Genomic DNA, 16612 nt, shown 5'->3' on the forward strand with positions numbered 1-16612 from the left:
GATCGAGTAGCCCGCAATCGACCGAACAGAGCAACGCCGGAAAAAGCGCTGGTCAGCGCCCTGAGGTCGGCGCGGTACTGCCCCGAAGGACTAGCCGGGTCCGGAGAATCGCCGGAGATGTCGCGATTTTTCCGCCGGACAACCTGGCCAGCAGGAGCCGGCCGGCCCGCTCGCCGAGCTCGGCCACGGGCTGCGCGACCGTGCTCAGCTCGAGCAGGCCGGCGAGGTCGTGGTCGTCGAACCCGAGCACCGAGACGTCCTCGGGCACCCGCAGCCCCGCCCGGCGCAACGTGCGCAGCGCCCCGAACGCCATTTCGTCCGACGCGGCGAACACCGCGGTCGGCCGGCGCGGCAGGCCGAGGAGGGTGCTCATCGCGCGTTCCCCGCCCGCGACGGAGAAGCCGCCCCCGGTCTCGAACCCGGGCTCCGGCTCGCGGCCGTCCTCGCGGCACACCTCGTGGTAGACCTCCCGGTAAGCGGCCAGCCGCCGCAGCGGAGTCGTGAACCCGAGCGGGATCGGGGCGCTCTCGCCGATGAAGGCGATTTCGCGGTGGCCCAGCTGGACGAGGTGGCGCATCGCGGTCACCGCGGCGCCGTGGTCGTCGATCCCGACGGAGTCGCCGCCGGGCTCTTCGGTCCCGATCGTGACGAGCGGGACGCCGAGCGCCAGCACCTGCTCGCGTTCGGCCCGCGTCAGCGGCAGGGAGAGCACGAGCACCGCGTCGACCCGGCGGCGCAGCGGCAGACCGGCGAAGAACCGTTCGCGGCCCGGCTCGTCGCCGAGGTTGTAGAGCAGGAGGCTGATCCCGGCGTCGCGCAGCACCCGCTCGACCCCGGAGATGATCCGCGAGAAGTACCAGCGGTCGACGTAGGGCACGATCACCCCGACGGTCCCGGTCCGGCCGGTGGCCAGGCTCGACGCGGCGGGCGAGACGGCGTACCCGAGCTCCTCGGCCGCCGCGAGCACCCGCACCCGCGTCCGGTCGGCAACACCGGGCACCCCGCGCAGCGCCCGCGAGACGGTGGCGGCCGAGACGCCCGCGAGCCGCGCGACGTCGTCGAGCTTTTCCGGCATCCCCACCCCCGTTCGTTGCAAGCGCTTGCAGCCATCCGAGCCCTTACCATTGACAGCTGCCCCAAACAAGGCTAATCATCGCTGCAAGCGCTTGCAATGGGCATTGCCTGCCCGGCAAGGAGGCCGAAATGCGCCTGCTCCTCCCCGTCACCGGCGCGGCCCTGCTGGCCGCCACCACGCTCAGCGCGTGCTCCTCCGCCGGCGGGCTGACGATCAACCTGTACATCTCGCCGGAGGACCACCTGCAGACGGTGGTCGACCGCTGCACGCAGGAGGCCGCGGGCCGCTACAAGATCGTCTACAACAAACTCCCCCGCGGCGCGGACGGCCAGCGCGAGCAGATGGTCCGCCGCCTCGCAGCGGGCGACACGTCGTTGGACGTCCTCGGCCTCGACGTCACCTGGGTGCCGGAGTTCGCCGAGGCGGGCTGGGCCGAGGAGTGGACGGGAGCCAACGCGGCGGCGGCCACCAAGGACGTGCTGCCAGGACCCCTGACCACCGCCAAGTGGAACGGAAAGCTCTACGGCGCAACGAAGAACACGAACGTCCAGCTGCTCTGGTACGACGACCGGATAACGCCATCCCCACCCAAGACGTTCGACGAGCTGATGACCCAGTCCCAGCAACTGAAGGCGGCGGGCAAGCCGTACCAGGTGGTGTTCACGGGCGCGCAGTACGAAGGCTTGGTGGTCTTCTACAACACGCTGGTCGCCTCAGCGGGCGGCCACATCCTGTCCGACGACGGCAAGTCGGTGGTCATGGACAACGGCGCGGTCCAAGCACTGGAGCTGCTGAAGAGGCTGACAACGGCAGGCATCACGGACCCGTCCTTGACGAACCAGAAGGAAGACGACATCCGCCAGGCATTCCAACGCGGCCAGGCGGCGACCGAGCTGAACTGGCCGTTCGTGTACGCGTCGTACGCGAAGGAGAAGCCCCAGGACCTGACCCACTTCAAGTGGACCCGCTACCCATCGGTGATCCCAGGCCGCACCAGCAGGGTGACCATCGGCGGCTTCAACCTGGCGGTCTCGACGTACTCCCAGCACAAGCCAGAGGCATTCGAAGCGGCCCTGTGCCTACGAAACGCAACATCACAGAAGTACCAGGCCCTGGTCGACGGAGTACCCCCAAGCCTGACATCGATCTACAGCGACAACACACCCTTGGATCCGGCAAAACCCGCGGACCCGAAGGAAAACCCGACAATGCAGGACCAGTACCCCATGAAGGGCGACATCCAGAAGGCCCTGACAGACGCAGCAGTCCGCCCCCTAACCCCGGCGTACCAGAACCTGTCAACGGTAATCTCAAAGGTACTGTCACCCCCAGCAGAGATAAACGTGGAAGCAACAGCAAAAGAACTAAGAGAGCGCCTGACAGACGCACTGAACTCACGAGGAATAATCCCGTAAGAAGGAGAGGGAGACAGTCCCCCCACCAGCCCCTCGTCCCAGCAGCGGTTAGCACCGGCTGGCCAGTGTCAAGGGTGGGCGCTTGCGCCCATCGCGAAGCGACGCCGAAGGCGCCCTTGACGCTGGTCAGCCGGTGTTAAACAATATCCGACGAGGGACAGGTCTCCCAAAACCAAAGTCACAACCGAATAGGCTTCTTGTTCATGAACTATCCAGGCGGTCAACGGGCCTGGGTACGTTCTTGGGCGTACCGCCTCTGACCTGCTCTTTTGCGTCTGTTGGGTCCGGTCGCGTCCGGGCCTGTCTGGACGTCTGACGGCCTGTAGACGGCCTGGCTCATCGCTGCCCCTGTGCCCGTCTGGCCTGGTGGCAGCCCTCCCCCGTCTTCCTCGTCCCTGCTGCCGTTAGCGCCGGAGGGCCGGTGTCAAGGGTGGGCGCTTGCGTCCATCGCGTAGCGACGCCGTAGGCGCCCTTGATGGCGGACAGCCGGTGTTAAACGATCGCTGACGAGGGAGCGGTTCACCCGATCGTGGCGCTGAACGGCGTAACACTGATCGACTCGACAACGTCTCTGGCCGTATGGGGACGAGTGGATCAACCAGCTCCCGGCGGCGCGCGTACGCAGCCGGCCCTCCGGCGGGCCGCCCGGCGACCGGCGGCCGGAGCGGAGCGGCAGGCCGTCCGTGTCGCATGAGGGCGAGCCCGCCGCACGGGTGGTGACGTGCGCGCCGCCGCTGGCGGCGTGCCTTGATCCTATAGAGCCAAGTTCTGCAATACAGTGACGACTGAGACCGAGCAGCTCTGTTCACGAGATCGCGAAAGATTGGCTAGGTAGCGTGCCCGACAGCTTGAAGTTTTCGAATCTAAAGCTTGAGAATTGGCGCCAATTTTCAAACGTTGAACTCGACCTGTCCGGCCAGCTCACAGTTATAACTGGAGCAAACGCGACAGGAAAGACTAGCATTCTCAACCTTCTTGCCGGTCATTTTAATTGGCACTACTCATTTCTTGCGGTTCCCACAAGGAAGCAGGCCGGCGGCATATCTTACCTGAGCGATCGCCACAACGAGATAGACTTAATAGACACGAGACAAGATAATTCAATAAGCGAAGAGATCATTGGAGAACTCCAGTATAGCAACGGTGAGTCGTCGGATATAGTAATTCAACATCACGGTGGGTCAATCTCCTATTCGGTATCCAGGAGCAATTATGTCGAGGTGAGTGGCCTATTCATTAATTCACATCGATCACAGAGCAGCTACAAGGCCGTGGATAATATACCGGCACAGTTCAACGAAGCTGCCCAGATTCTTGAGCAATACCTAACGGAGATTCGAGGTAGTGCAGGTCTAGATGTTTACGGCAGGACCGGAAAAAGTCTAACTCTCCTAATGAAGGAGGCGCTCCTTTCTGCCGCAATTTACGGCGAAGGCAATAGTTCGATCGAAAAAGATGAGAAAGCAAGGCAGGTCTGGGAAGGGTTCCAAGAAATTCTTCGCCTGGTTCTTCCGGAGGATTTCGGATTCCAGCGAATGGTTGCAATTCCTCCAGATATACTCATCGTAACCAACTCGGGTCGTTTTACAATTGACGCCGCCTCCGGTGGTATATCGGCAATATTTGAGCTCGCTTGGCAGATATTCCTGCGGTCACGAAACGAGACGTCGTTCACCGTATGCTTTGACGAGCCCGAGAATCACCTTCACCCCTCGCTCCAGCGAAGCATCCTTCCCAGCCTTGCACGGGCATTTCCCGAAATTCGGTTCATCGTCGCCACCCATAGTCCGTTTGTAGTTGCATCTTCGCCTGACGCAAACGTTTACGCTCTGGACTATGGCGATTCGGGCGTATTCTCGCGCAAACTCGACCTGATTAACGAGAGCGCAGCAGCCGAGGATGTACTTAAGGAGGTGCTCGGACTCGAAACAACATTGCCTATTTGGGCGGAAACGCGTTTTGAAGCGATCATGAATCGTCGCCTCAACTCGGGAATCTCCAGGCCCGAGGAGCTAGCAAACTTGCGTGACGAGCTCAAACGTGCCGGGCTTTACAGTCAGTTTCCAAATGCGATTGATGAGATTTCCCGATACGTGAACGACGATCGTGAGGAACGCGAGTGAGAGAGCTGCGCAAATCGGAGCAGCCGGAGAAGCTTGCAGCTGAAGCTCCGAAGCTCACGGAGGAGTACATTCAATCTGTCGCTAAGGGGAATCCGTCAACGCCTTGGAAGCGACCTTACATCCGCGAAGCGCTTAGACTAGAGACATCTTCGCGATGCGCATACTGCGACGCAGAAATCAGGTCTATCGCCTTTGATGAAATCGAACATATCTTGCCTAAGTCCAAGTTTCCTCGCCTAGTCGTTGCTTGGGAAAACCTCACTCTTTCGTGCCCGAAGTGCAATAACAAAAAACGCGAGTACCACGACAGTCAGCTTCCTTTGATCAATCCTTACAAAGACAACCCTCGCGCACATTTAATGTTTCTTGGCTCAACAATATTACCCAGAATTGGTGACGAAAGAGGGGTCGTTTCAGTCTTGAAGCTCGACCTGATGCGAGCAGAACTAGTCCGAGCGCGTGAGACTCGACTTCAAGCAGTGCATTCATTGCTAAATAACTGGCATAACGCAAAGGAACCCTTCAAGAAGGTTCTAGAGCAAGCAATTACAGAAGATTTGGAGCAAGGCGAGTTCTATCAGTCCGTTCAGAGCTTACTTGCGGAAGCGGGATTTCCTCTTACCATAAAAGGAGATGAAGAGTGCGCTTAGACCGCGACTAAGAGAAGAAAGGGTCGCCATGATCTCTTTGTAGTGCGTGGTTAATCCTCAGAAGGATAGACTTATGGATATTCAAACTTGTCAGGTTTTCGACTTCAATCCAAAGGACTTCTTTACTCTCGTCACTCGTCTTGAGTAAACCATGTTTAAATTCAGCCCGGAAGCAGATAGAAAATTCTTGTCGGACCTCGCCGTCGTCGTAAGCGATCACATGCTTGGGGTCAGAGTACAAACCGATCAAACCTGCGACCTCACACTCGACTCCCGTTTCTTCACGAACTTCTCGAACTGCCGTCTCGGCCAGCGTCTCGCCAAGCTCAAGCTGGCCACCTGGGATTGAGTATAGGTCGTTGTCCGTGCGCCTGATCATCAGGATCCGACCGTCATCGTCCTGAATGAACGCCGACACCGCTACCGCGATGCTGTTCGCCTTCGGGGCGTTCGGGTCATTGAAATAATCGACTCGGGTCATGCTGCCTCCTAAAAGGTGGCCGGCTTGGCGAGATTCCAGACTGACTCGAAGCTCTCCGAGTACGTCTCGAAGAGGTCCCCGGCGGAGAGCCGCCGCAAGTGGAGCGACGGGGCGTGGGCTCCCTGGAACCCGTACACATGCGTATTGATGATCATCTCATCGTCGAAGCGGAAGATCGAGTTGTAGAGCGTCGTGTTGTGGAAGCGCATCTCGACCCCATCGACGCCGACCAGCGGGCGGTAGGACGCGAGAGCGTTGCGGATGCGAGCCGCAAGCGTTCCGTCCCCAAGCTGCTCTTCCTCGCCGCGTAGCGCCACGCTGTCGCCTTCGGGGTCTCCAAAGACGAGTCGGATCTTCGCGCCGGCCGCTGCCTTGGCTGTCAGGTCCTTGATGAACCGCGGACGCTCGACCAGGAAGAGCGCGGCGTGCACCAGGACTTCAACGGTCTCCGACGCCTCCTTGATCAGCCGGTCCCATAGCTCGACCGGGATGGCGTTGCGGTGCGGGAACACCCGCACGACTTCGGCGGCCGCCGTCTCGGCCTTGCGCTCCGGTGCGATCGAGTCCGGCCACAGGTAGGTCTCTGACTCGCGCGCCATCGCGGCGATCTTGTGCCGGTGCTTCGGGTACGGCAGGCGTCCCTTGGTGATCCAGCGTTCAACGGTCTTGTGATCGACGCCGACGGCGTTGGCGACCTGTTCCAACGTCAGACCGTTGCGCAGCAGCGCGTCACGCAGGCGTTCGTTCGGCATCAGCACCCCCTTGGGACTTTTAGGGACGTCTTTGACCGTACCAGGGACGTCCCGAGATGTCCCGCCACGTGGTGATCATGTCCCGCCTTTTGCCGGAGATTGGAAGTCAGATTGCCGGGATACGCCCGGCGGCTGAATCGAAAGGAAGGCAGGCATGACGACTCGAAGCGCGGGGTCCGTACTCGACGGCCGGTCACGCGATGCGGGAACACGGGCGCTCCGCCGACTCGCGGCGTAGGCGCGACCGACATGCGCGACACGGTCCAGATCCACGTCACGGCAGACCTTCCCATCCGGGTCCGCGCCCTTGCCTACGCGAACCGGGCGGAAATCCGGTTCGGCAAGGCGTTCCCGGTGGTCCTGCTCGTGGATTCGGACGCCATTGCGGTGCTGAGCAGAGAACTCGAAGAGGTACGAGCCGTCCTGAACTCGACAACGGCACAAGTCGACGGTGGCGACGAGACGCCAGAAGTTACTGACTGAGAACGACATCTAGGGGCTAATGAAATGGCTATCACCAAGGGTTTCAGGTTCGAAATCGCGTTTGACCAGGCGTTCCCTCAGGGGCTCGTCATGGTGGGAGAAGTTACGGCGGACACGGAGTACCAGTCTCGCGAGGACCGAACGGCAGGCCGCCCGACCCGGCAGCGGGTCGACGAGGTGACCGGCAAGCGGCAGTGGAAGGCGACGGTGACCGACCCGGACGAGACGAAGGCGAAGCGCGCTTCGTTCGAGATCACGCTGCTGGCTGACGTCCAGCCGGTCCCCTCGACCTCGGAAGCCCTGCCCGGCATGCGCCCGATCGAGCTGGAGGGGCTGACGGCTGAGCCGAAGGTGGCTGGCCAGGGCGAGTTCAAGTTCCAGTCCTACGCCTTCCGCGCGACCGGCTTCAAGGCGGCCGGGAGTGGTTCGGGCTCCAAGTCGGCGCGCTCCGCCACGGCTGGCGAAGCCGCGACCAAGGCGGCGTGAGCGGGATGAACGCGTCCGGTCCGGTTCGCGATGCTGCGGCGTTCAGCGAGCTGGTCCGGGCGTGGGAATCGGCCTACCGCGACTACATGGCGGCGTGGGAGCACGGCTCGCGAGTCTTCTCGCCCACGTCGTCACTCAACACGTCGAATGCGGCGCGGCGGGTGTCGCGGGCGTGGCATGAGCTGGCGCGGACGCGTGGTCTGCCGTGGTGGTGCGTTGCGGCTCTGGAGTCGGCAGCCGAGGGGTTCGCCGAGCTGGCACGGGATTGGGCGAGTAAGGCAGATGGTGATGGTGGTTCGGGTCGACGGGTTCGGCGTGACGTGGAGGGTCGAGTCTCGGGATTCGGTGACGGTGGAGGAGACCGGGCCGCATCCGGCCAGTCCCCCGATGCTGGTCGTGACCGGCGCGACATCGGTGGTCTCTCTCACGGTCCCGGAGGACCTGGAGCAGTGGCCGGCCTGCGTGGCGTTCCTTCTCCGGCTCCGCGACGGGGTGGACGACTTGGCGGCGCTGCTGATGGCTCGCGCGGCGGCACCGGTCGGGCCTGATGGAGTCGGTGACGGTGGTCCAGGCGCATGACGAGGTCGTGACGCTGGCTGACGCCCGGGAGGCGGTGTTCGTGCTGCGTCCCGAGGTCGATGCGAAGACGGCGGAGTGGGTGGCGTTCCACCGGGCGAACGCGGCGATGTATGAGCGGGTCGCGGAGACCGACCGGCGTCACCACTGGGAGGCGCTGTACTGGGTCGGTTACGAAATGCGTCAGGTCGAGAAGCTGACGAGAAAACCGGAATGGCGATCGAGTTTCGGAGAGGAGGGATGACCAGCGAGATCGATCCGGCAGTCGTAGGCGAGCTGGTCACGCGTTATTACGGCGGTGAGACGATCGAGTCTCTGGTGGCTGAGTATCCGTTCAGCTATCGAAAGGTGCGGACCATCCTGATTGACGCCGGAGTTGTGCTGCGGCCGCCGAGGATCCGCCTGCCGCCGACTCCGCCGGGTCTGGTCAACGCGTACGAGCACGGACGGACGATCCGGCAAGTCGCTGCCACGTATGACATGAGCTACAACCAAACCCGCAACATCCTACTCGCCGAGGGGGTCCAGCTCCGCTCACGAGGACAGTACCGGCAAGTCTGAGACGAACTGAAGATCGGAAATTTCGCACGTGGGGACGTGTGGCGGATAAACGCGTCCCCACGTGCCCGCAAGTGTCCCTTTTAGAACGCAGAACCGGCCCTTGGCTACCAACCTGTTCCGGTTCTGCGTCTGTCCACTGGAAAAGTGAACAATGCGAACGATAAATGATGACAACCAACGCCAGTCAACCGGGGTCACCCGGATGCGCTGCGCGGAATGCAAGAAGTTCGCGCGCCTGCTGCCCGGGGAGACCAAGTGCGCCCCGTGCCTGGGGATGCTTCCGCTGGTGCTCCGCACGGCTGATGTGCGGGGTGGTCGCTGATGGACGCGCACAGCGTGATGACGCTGATGGCGGTCGGCGGTGGCCTGGCGGTGCTGCTGTGGGTGCTGGCGAAGATCGGGCGTGCGCTGGCGGGCCTGGCGGAGATGCTGGCCGCGCTCGCTGTCGTCGGGATGGTGCTCTGGGGCCTGGCGCGCGCGGTCGGCTGGGTTGTTCGGCAACTCGTGACGCACTGGCGGACCTGCCTCGTCCTCGTCGCGGCGTGGGCTTGGTGCCGGTGGCTGGGCGGGCTCTCGCTCCTGGTCACCGTCGTCGTGCTCGGCCTGGTCCAGCTCGTGTGGTGGCGGCTGGACGCGGTGAGCTATGACCAGTGGTGCGGCCGGTGGCTGCGCTCGTGGTGGCTGCGCTGGGCGCTCTACGGCCGGAAGCTGGCCGGCTGGCTGACCGCGTGTGGCCTGGTGGTCCGGGACGCGTCGGTGCCGGTCGACGTCACGGTGTCCCTGGTCGGGCGTCGACGGGGCCGGAACACGGTCGCCCGCAGTCAGGACCGCTCGGTCGCGGTTCCTGCGCTGTTGTCGGTCCGGTCCGGGGCGTCGTGGGATGAGGTCCGGGTGCGGCTGGTGCCGGGGCAGAAGCCGGAGGACTTCGACGACGGTGCCCGCGCGCTGGCGGTCGCCAGGAAGGTCACCCGCTGCCAGATCCGGGAGCTCGAGCCCGACGTCGTGTCGATCGACTTCATGCGCCGGGATCTCCTCGCGTCGCCGGTGACGTGCCTGCCGGTGCCGGAGATGGTCTCCGTGGACGGCACCGGGGTGGACTTGCGGGCGGTGTTTGCCGGGTCGACCGAGTACGGCAAGCCCTGGCGGCTCCCGCTGGTCGGTACCGGCGCGCACGCCCTGGTCGCAGGGGCCACTGGCTCGGGGAAGAACTCGGTGATGTGGTGCCCGCTGGTTGCGGCGGCATCGGCGATCCGGGCCGGTCTGGTGCGGGTCTCCGGGATCGATCCGAAGGCGATGGAGCTGTCCTACGGGCGCGGGATCTTCGCCCGCTACGGCCAGAGCGGGCAGGAAGCGGTCCAGGTCCTTGACGCGCTCCTGGACGAGCTGGACAGGCGCAAGCGTGAGTTCGCCGGGCACACCCGGCAGGTCCCGATCTCCACCGACTACCCGGTGGAGCTGCTGGAGTTCGACGAGATCGGCGCGCTGACCAAGTACACCGACCGCAAGACCCGCGACGCCATCGTCGAGAAGGTGGCGATCCTGACCACCCAAGGCCGCGCTCTCGGCTTCACCGTCCGGGGCTACGTGCAGGAGCCGACCAAGGACACGGTGCCGGTGCGGGAGCTGCTGCCCCGGCGAATCGCGATGCGGCTGACCTCGAAGACGCAGGTCCCGATGGTCCTCGGCGACGGCGCGTACGAGCGTGGCGCGTGGGCCAACCGCATCCCGGAATCGGCGGCCGGGGTCGGCTACGTCTGGGGCGAAGGCATCCGCGAACCGCTGCGCGTGCGGGCCGGATGGGTGCCCGATCACACGATCAAGCAACTGGAGCACTACGTCACCAACGGCGGCGCCCAGGTGATCAGCCTGGCCGATCGACGCACGGGCGAAGGGAGGTCGGCATGACCACCACCAGCGAAGACACGCAGGCCCAGGCGGTGCCGGCCACCCCGATCGAGCGAATCCGCGGCGCCCTCTCCGCCGACGTCGTCAAGGCCACGGCGGAGAAGCACGGAGTGTGTACCCGGCCGTTCACGATGGAGGTCGGTGACACCGAAACCGGCGAAGTCCGCTACGTCCCCGTCCCGTGCGGCTCCACGGTGGAGTCGGTGTGCCTGCCGTGCGCTCGGAAGGCGAAGGCGCTGCGACAGGCACAGTGCCGCGAGGGGTGGCACCTGACCGAAGAGCCGGTGATCACCCGGGAGAAGCCCTCGGAGACGCAAACCGAGCTCCTGACTTATCGGGCCGACTTGGCCGCGCACTACCGGGACGTGATGGCCGCCGGGGACGGGGCAGAGGCAGAGGAGCTGCGGGCCGAGGTTGCGGGCGTGGACGCAGAGCTGCGGGCCTCGGGCATGACCGGTCGGCTGCCCGCCCTGGACGTGCCGAAGCGCAAGGCGGTGAAGCGGTCGACCAAGCGGCGGCAGGATGCTCCGAACCTGCCTCGGCGCAAGGTCGCGAAGACGACGGTGGGGCGGGAGTTCGCGGGGAAGTTCCGGCCGTCGATGTTCGTCACGCTGACCTGCGACACCTACGGCCGTGTCCGGTCTGACGGGTCCCCGGTCGACCCGTCGTCGTATGACTACCGGCGGGCGGCTCGGGATGCGGTGCACTTCGCGGCGCTGCTAGATCGGTGGTGGCAGAACCTCCGGCGCGTTGTCGGTTGGGAGGTGCAGTACTTCGCCACGGTCGAACCGCAGAAGCGGGCCGCTCCGCACCTGCACGCGGCGTTGCGCGGGGCGATCTCGCACGACACCATCCGGCTGGTCACCGAGGCCACCTATCACCAGGTGTGGTGGCCTGCACATGACGAGATGGTCTACACAGATCGGAAACCGTTGTGGGATCCCGATTCGCGTTCCTTTGTGGACCCGGAAACGCGGGAGCCGCTGACGGCGTGGGATGACGCGGTGGAGGCCGTAGAAGAGCCCTCGCACGTCGTGACCTTTGGTGCCCAGGTGCATTCCAAGGGTCTGCTTGGCGGGACGGAAGAGGCTGGCCGTCACATCGGCTACCTGACCAAGTACCTGACGAAGTCCACGGGTGAAGTCGTGGAGGCCGACACCACCGGGCAGCAAGACCACCACGACATGCTGCACGCCCACCTGGCCGTGACGCCGTGCTCGCCGCGCTGCGCGGTCTGGCTGCTGTACGGGATCAACCCGAAGGGAGCCAACGGGAAGACCATTCCGGGGCACTGCAAGGGACGCGCTCACCGCCGGGCCACGCTCGGGCTTCCGGGGCGGCGGGTGCTGGTGTCGCGCAAGTGGTCCGGCAAGACCGTGGCCGATCACAAGGCCGATCGTCGGGGCTTCGTTCTCTCGGCGTTGGCGGCGGTCGGGATCAGCAAGCCGGAACCGGCCCCTGATCGGTTCGTGTGGCGCAAAGTCGAGCCCGGCGACACCCACTGCCCGCCACGGGACCAGCTCGTCATGCGGGCCATCTCGGAACGGATCACGTGGAAGGCCGAGTACGACCTAGCACTACTCGCGGCCGGGCCGCCGGGCGAAGTTACTTCGGCAACTCCATCTCTGGCGGCTTGAGGGGGCAGACATGAGTGCACGGATCAAGGTGGTGAGCATCGAAGGCTTGTGGACGCCTGAGGACCTGGCCACTTTCCTCGGGATACCCGAGAAGACCCTGCGGGACTGGCGTTTCAAGAGCTACGGCCCCGCGTGGGTTCGAATGGGAAAACACGTGCGGTACTCGCCAGACACGGTACGAGCCTGGATCGACCAGCTCAGCCACGACGGTGCCGCGTAAGAAGTCCGGCCACGACACCCCATGCCCGGTCAACCTCGGGCATGGGGTGAAGCCGTATCGAACACAACCAAGATAGGAGAGCCGATGAAAGGCCACGTCCAGGATCGCTGGTGGCGGCAGAAGAAGGACGAGCACGACAAGCCGGTCTTCAACGCCAAGGGTCACCCGGTCCGCGAGAAGACCGAACTGTTCGGCAAAGGCGATCGGTACAAGGCCCGCTACTACGACCCCGAGGGCAACGAGCGGAGCAAGTCCTTTCCGGACAAGCAACTCACGAAGGCCAAGACCTTCCTGACCAAGATGCAACACGATGTGCTCGCCGGTGAGTACATCTCGGCCGAGTCCGGCGAAGAGAAGTTCCGCGACTACACGGCCCAGTGGCGCAAGGGCCAGTCCGCCGACGCGGGGACTCGGCAGACCGTGAGCAACCATCTCAAGACCGGGATCTTCCCTTTCCTCGGCGACAAGCCGCTCAAGGTCGCTGCGAAGACCGACACCATTCGTGACTGGCTCGACTGGTTGGAACGGCCGAAGAGCGAAGGCGGGCGCGGCCTGATGGCGTCCACCCGCGCGGTGCTCTTCGACACCGTGTCTGCCATCCTCCAGGCGGCATACGACGACAAGAAGATCCGGGCGAACCCGTGCCGGGCGAAGAGCGTCAAGCGGCCCAAGCCCGTCCAGCGGAAGGTCATCCCGTGGCCGGACAGCCGGGTCCGCGCCGTCCGGCTCGCCCTGCCCGCCGAGTACACCGTCACGGTGCCGCTCGGGGCCGGCCTCGGGCTACGGCAGATGGAGATCTTCGGGTTCAGCCCTGACGACATCGACCGCGACGGGATGATCGTCAACGTTCAGCGTCAGATCCGATGGATCGGTACTCAGCCGGTGTTCTCGCCGCCCAAGGGTGGAAAGACGCGTGTGGTGCCGCTCGGGCAAGGCGTGCTCGACGACATCGACGACTACATGGCCACCTTCGAGCCGGTCACGCTGACGCTCCCTTGGCTCGAACCGGGCGGCAGGCCGGAGACCGTGCGCGTGCTGATCGGCCGGGTGATCAAGCGCAGCGCCTACGCCGGACAGCCGATCGGGAATGTGATCAAGGGTTCGAACTTCGCGTACCACGCTTGGCGGCCGGCCTTTGCAAGTGCGGGGCTCGACTACGTCGAACGCCGGGACGGGATGCACGCCATGAGGCACTTCTTCGCGTCCACGATGCTCGCCAACGGCGTGTCGATCAAGGAAGTCGCCGAGTACCTCGGTCACCACGACCCCGGATACACGCTCCGGATCTACACCCACCTCGTCCCGTCGAGCCACAAGCGGGCTCGCGCGGCGACCAACCGCGTGTTCAAGCCCCGCCGGGCACCCCAGACAGCCCAGGATTCCGTGACGGCCTGACGGCGGCCTGGCGGGACCAAACGCAACAAAACAGCAGGTCAGAGGCGTATCGGCTTCTTGTTCATAAACTCTTCAATCCCCAAAACCCCCAACTCCCGCCCAATCCCCGAACGCTTGATCCCCCCAAAGGGAAGATCAGCCTCAGACCCCCCAGACTTGTTGAGATAAACCATCCCAGCCTCAACCCGCCGAGCAACCCGCAAGCACCGCGCCCGATCAGTACCAAAAACACTCGCCCCAAGCCCAAACGGCGTGTCATTGGCAAGCAAAACAGCCTCATCCTCATCTTCAGCCCGAAAAACAATCACCACAGGCCCAAAAATCTCCTCATGATAAGCCGCCATCCCCGACGTCACATCGGTGAGCACGGTAGCCTCAAGAAAAGCCCCAGGCCCAGGAACCCGCCGCCCCCCAGCCCGCAGCGTCGCCCCCTCTCGAACAGCCCTCTCAACCTGCCCAGCCACCTCATCAGCAGCGGCAACAGAAGCCAACGGCGGCAGAGTAGTACCCGGATCGGCCGGGTCGCCCGGCACGTAGTACTCGGCAACCCGCTTAGCCAACCGATCAACAAACTCGTCGTAAAGCTCCCCAAGAACAATCATCCGCTTCGGCGCATTACAGGACTGCCCACAGTTCCGCATCCGAGCGGTGGCAACAACCTTCACAGTCTCATCAAGATCATCAGTATCCAAAACGATCAACGGATCAGACCCACCCAGCTCGAGAACACACTTCTTGAGATTCCGCCCAGCCTCAGCGGCAACAGAAATCCCAGCCCCCTCACTACCGGTCAACGAGACCCCCACCAACCGCGGATCGGCCAGCATCCAAGGAACCTGCCGACTGGACGCAAAAACGTTCACATAAACATCCGAAGGCACCCCAGCCTCCCGCAACACCTCTTCGATAGCCACAGCCGAACGCGGGCAGATCGAAGCGTGCTTGAGCAAGATCGTGTTCCCAAGCACGAGATTCGGCGCGACGAACCGAGCAACCTGATAGGCCGGGAAGTTCCACGGCATGACGCCGAGCAGCGCGCCGATCGGCTCCTTCGTCAGCACGGCCTCGCCGGCACGGATCGGCATCGGCTCGTCCGCCAGCAGCTCCGGGCCGCGCTCGCCGTAGTAGCGGAAGATGTCGACGACCACGCCGACCTCGCCGCGGCCTTCGTTGATCCGCTTCCCCATCTCCAGGGTCATGATCGCGGCCAGCTCGTCGGCGCGTTCGGCGAACAGCTCGGCCGCGCGCAGCACGACCGCGGCCCGCTCGGCGACCGGCCGGGCGCGCCAGGCCGCGAACCCGCCGTGCACCCGCTCGATCGCGGCGCGGACCTCGTCGTCGGTCGCGTTCGGGACCTCCGCCACCCGTTCACCGGTGGCGGGGTTGGTGACTGAGTACATGGTGGCCTCCTGTGCCCACGGTAGCCTACTGCATACTGTATACACCATGGGATCACTGATCGACACCCGCGCGGCGGTACCCGTCGGCGCGTGATCGACTATCGTTCCCCCATGACGCTGGAGATCACCGGCGGATCCTCTTTTTCCGCCCTGGCAAGGGAACCCGGTCGCTGGACCCGTCGTTACACCGCAAGCTCGGTCAGCTTCGGCTGCCCCGCGCGCACGTACGAAAGGGCGCCGCGGGTCTGGAGCGGTCGCGGCCTGGGCCTGCCGGAAGGCGAGCTGACGGCCTTCGCCGGGCAGCTCAAACGCGTCATGAAGCACGAGGCGTACTGGCTGGCGCGGGCCGGAAACTCGGCCAACGCTGCACGGTGGTCACCGGGCCGCTACGACGACGAAGACGGCTTCGTCTACTTCGCCGGGCCGTGCACCCACGCCGATCCCTGGCCCGGCTACCGACCGGCGCGCACGTTCACGATCGAGCTCCCCCAGATCCGTGGCCTGCGGATCCGGGTGGCCGCCTACCTCGCGGCGAGCTGATGACCTCGGGCGACACCAGGCGGGCCGTCCGCGCCGGAGCCGTCGCCGCCGTCGTGAGCGGCCTTCCCTCCACCGCCCACGCGCTGTTCACCGGCCGGGACGTCCTGGCCGCGACCCGCGCGGCCGGCACCCTGCTCCCCGGCCGGCGCGACCGGCCCGGCGTCGCCGCCGGGCTGATCGCGCACGTGCTGGTCTCCGCGACGTGGACCGTCGTCCTCGCCGCGGCCGCCCGCCGGGTTCGCCTCGGGCTCACCCGGGGCGCGGCGGCCGGACTGGTCATCGCCGCACTCGACCTCGGGGTCGCGGCACGCGCTTATCCCGCCGTGCGGGCATTACCGCGCGTGCCGCAGATCCTCGACCACCTGGTCTTCGGCGCCGTCACCGCCGTGCTCCTGCACCGTCCACATCGGACGGGTCAGGACACGACCTCGACGACGTCACCGGGGTGCAGCGAGTTGTAGAACATCACCGCGGCCGCGTGCGAAAGGTGCACGCACCCGTGGGACTTGACCTTCAGGCTGCCCTGGTGGAACGCCACGCCGGTGGTCGTGAAGAACACCGAGTACGGCATCGGCCCGTTGAACTGCTTGCTGTAGTGGTCGATGTCCTTGTACTGCACGTGGAACTTCCCGAGCGGGGTCGGGTACTTCGGCAGCCCGACCGTGATCGGGACCCCGCCGTAGGTGACGTTGCCGGCGCCGTCCGTCAGCCACGCCGTATTCGAACTGCGCTGGACACAGGCCTTCGCTTCGGCACTGCACGGCGTCGACGCCGCCTCGGCCGTTCCCGCGAAGCCCAAGGTCCCCGCCATCGCGGCGACCCCGCCCAGTAGTGCGATCATCCTCCGGTTCATCGCGTGCCTCCCGTTGTCGATCGGCTACACGGGGTAGGGTTCCCCGTTTTGCGATCTTCG

18 protein-coding genes are annotated in these 16612 nt (G+C 64.6%); 13 read left to right on the forward strand and 5 right to left on the reverse strand.

All coding sequences use genetic code 11. The features are described from left to right. Positions 1 to 52: 52 nt before the first annotated feature. The gene (locus tag ACZ63E_RS27385; protein WP_465338964.1) at positions 53 to 1075 is read right to left on the reverse strand and encodes a LacI family DNA-binding transcriptional regulator; all 1023 of its coding nucleotides are present in this window, start codon (positions 1073 to 1075) and stop codon (positions 53 to 55) included. 128 nt (positions 1076 to 1203) lie between these two features. Here ACZ63E_RS27385 and ACZ63E_RS27390 point away from each other — a divergent pair, with 128 nt between their 5' ends. From ACZ63E_RS27390 to ACZ63E_RS27400, 3 genes are all read left to right on the forward strand, one after another. After that, entirely contained in the window at positions 1204 to 2490 is a 1287-nt protein-coding gene (locus tag ACZ63E_RS27390) for an ABC transporter substrate-binding protein (protein ID WP_465338965.1), read from the forward strand. An 836-nt stretch (positions 2491 to 3326) separates the two neighbouring features. Beyond that, on the forward strand, positions 3327 to 4613 hold the full coding sequence (locus tag ACZ63E_RS27395) for an AAA family ATPase (protein WP_465338966.1): 1287 nt from the start codon (positions 3327 to 3329) through the stop codon (positions 4611 to 4613). After that, positions 4610 to 5263, forward strand: a complete 654-nt coding sequence (locus tag ACZ63E_RS27400; RefSeq protein WP_465338967.1) for an HNH endonuclease — start codon at positions 4610 to 4612, stop codon at positions 5261 to 5263. Before ACZ63E_RS27395 ends, ACZ63E_RS27400 begins: the two co-directional genes overlap by 4 nt. 7 nt (positions 5264 to 5270) lie before the next feature. Here ACZ63E_RS27400 and ACZ63E_RS27405 read toward each other — a convergent pair whose 3' ends face one another. Together ACZ63E_RS27405 and ACZ63E_RS27410 are read right to left on the reverse strand one after the other, a co-directional pair. Further along, positions 5271 to 5744, reverse strand: a complete 474-nt coding sequence (locus ACZ63E_RS27405; protein WP_465338968.1) for an NUDIX hydrolase — start codon at positions 5742 to 5744, stop codon at positions 5271 to 5273. Positions 5745 to 5752: 8 nt separating this feature from the next. Beyond that, on the reverse strand, positions 5753 to 6496 hold the full coding sequence (locus tag ACZ63E_RS27410) for a DUF5919 domain-containing protein (protein ID WP_465338969.1): 744 nt from the start codon (positions 6494 to 6496) through the stop codon (positions 5753 to 5755). A 249-nt stretch (positions 6497 to 6745) separates the two neighbouring features. Here ACZ63E_RS27410 and ACZ63E_RS27415 point away from each other — a divergent pair, with 249 nt between their 5' ends. From ACZ63E_RS27415 to ACZ63E_RS27450, 8 genes are all read left to right on the forward strand, one after another. Further along, on the forward strand, positions 6746 to 6979 hold the full coding sequence (locus tag ACZ63E_RS27415) for a hypothetical protein (RefSeq protein WP_465338970.1): 234 nt from the start codon (positions 6746 to 6748) through the stop codon (positions 6977 to 6979). A 24-nt stretch (positions 6980 to 7003) separates the two neighbouring features. Then, complete coding sequence (locus tag ACZ63E_RS27420) at positions 7004 to 7465, forward strand: hypothetical protein (protein ID WP_465338971.1); 462 nt, start codon at positions 7004 to 7006, stop codon at positions 7463 to 7465. 547 nt (positions 7466 to 8012) lie between these two features. Then, entirely contained in the window at positions 8013 to 8285 is a 273-nt protein-coding gene (locus tag ACZ63E_RS27425) for an AMED_5909 family protein (protein WP_465338972.1), read from the forward strand. After that, complete coding sequence (locus tag ACZ63E_RS27430; protein ID WP_465338973.1) at positions 8282 to 8602, forward strand: helix-turn-helix domain-containing protein; 321 nt, start codon at positions 8282 to 8284, stop codon at positions 8600 to 8602. The genes ACZ63E_RS27425 and ACZ63E_RS27430 overlap by 4 nt, the downstream gene beginning before the upstream one ends. Before the next feature lie 321 nt (positions 8603 to 8923). Next, positions 8924 to 10507 carry an FtsK/SpoIIIE domain-containing protein gene (locus ACZ63E_RS27435; RefSeq protein ID WP_465338974.1) on the forward strand — a complete coding sequence of 528 codons (1584 nt, stop codon included), beginning with the start codon at positions 8924 to 8926 and terminating at the stop codon, positions 10505 to 10507. Further along, positions 10504 to 12144 carry a replication initiator gene (locus tag ACZ63E_RS27440; protein ID WP_465338975.1) on the forward strand — a complete coding sequence of 547 codons (1641 nt, stop codon included), beginning with the start codon at positions 10504 to 10506 and terminating at the stop codon, positions 12142 to 12144. The genes ACZ63E_RS27435 and ACZ63E_RS27440 overlap by 4 nt, the downstream gene beginning before the upstream one ends. 10 nt (positions 12145 to 12154) lie before the next feature. Beyond that, positions 12155 to 12364, forward strand: coding sequence for a helix-turn-helix domain-containing protein (locus ACZ63E_RS27445; protein WP_465338976.1), 210 nt, complete (start codon positions 12155 to 12157; stop codon positions 12362 to 12364). 84 nt (positions 12365 to 12448) lie between these two features. Continuing rightward, positions 12449 to 13759, forward strand: coding sequence for a tyrosine-type recombinase/integrase (locus ACZ63E_RS27450; protein ID WP_465338977.1), 1311 nt, complete (start codon positions 12449 to 12451; stop codon positions 13757 to 13759). A gap of 38 nt (positions 13760 to 13797) precedes the next feature. Here the strand turns inward: ACZ63E_RS27450 and ACZ63E_RS27455 are convergent, their stop codons facing one another. Continuing rightward, positions 13798 to 15159 carry an NAD-dependent succinate-semialdehyde dehydrogenase gene (locus ACZ63E_RS27455; protein WP_465338978.1) on the reverse strand — a complete coding sequence of 454 codons (1362 nt, stop codon included), beginning with the start codon at positions 15157 to 15159 and terminating at the stop codon, positions 13798 to 13800. A 111-nt stretch (positions 15160 to 15270) separates the two neighbouring features. Here ACZ63E_RS27455 and ACZ63E_RS27460 point away from each other — a divergent pair, with 111 nt between their 5' ends. Both ACZ63E_RS27460 and ACZ63E_RS27465 read left to right on the forward strand, forming a co-directional pair. Further along, positions 15271 to 15699, forward strand: a complete 429-nt coding sequence (locus tag ACZ63E_RS27460) for a hypothetical protein (RefSeq protein WP_465338979.1) — start codon at positions 15271 to 15273, stop codon at positions 15697 to 15699. After that, complete coding sequence (locus ACZ63E_RS27465; protein WP_465338980.1) at positions 15699 to 16160, forward strand: hypothetical protein; 462 nt, start codon at positions 15699 to 15701, stop codon at positions 16158 to 16160. Before ACZ63E_RS27460 ends, ACZ63E_RS27465 begins: the two co-directional genes overlap by 1 nt. Here the strand turns inward: ACZ63E_RS27465 and ACZ63E_RS27470 are convergent. Further along, positions 16115 to 16552, reverse strand: a complete 438-nt coding sequence (locus tag ACZ63E_RS27470; protein WP_465338981.1) for a L,D-transpeptidase — start codon at positions 16550 to 16552, stop codon at positions 16115 to 16117. The two genes, ACZ63E_RS27465 and ACZ63E_RS27470, sit on opposite strands and share 46 nt — an antisense overlap. Between the last annotated feature and the right edge of the window lie 60 nt (positions 16553 to 16612).

This window comes from Amycolatopsis sp. NPDC104819 (genome assembly GCF_055583145.1).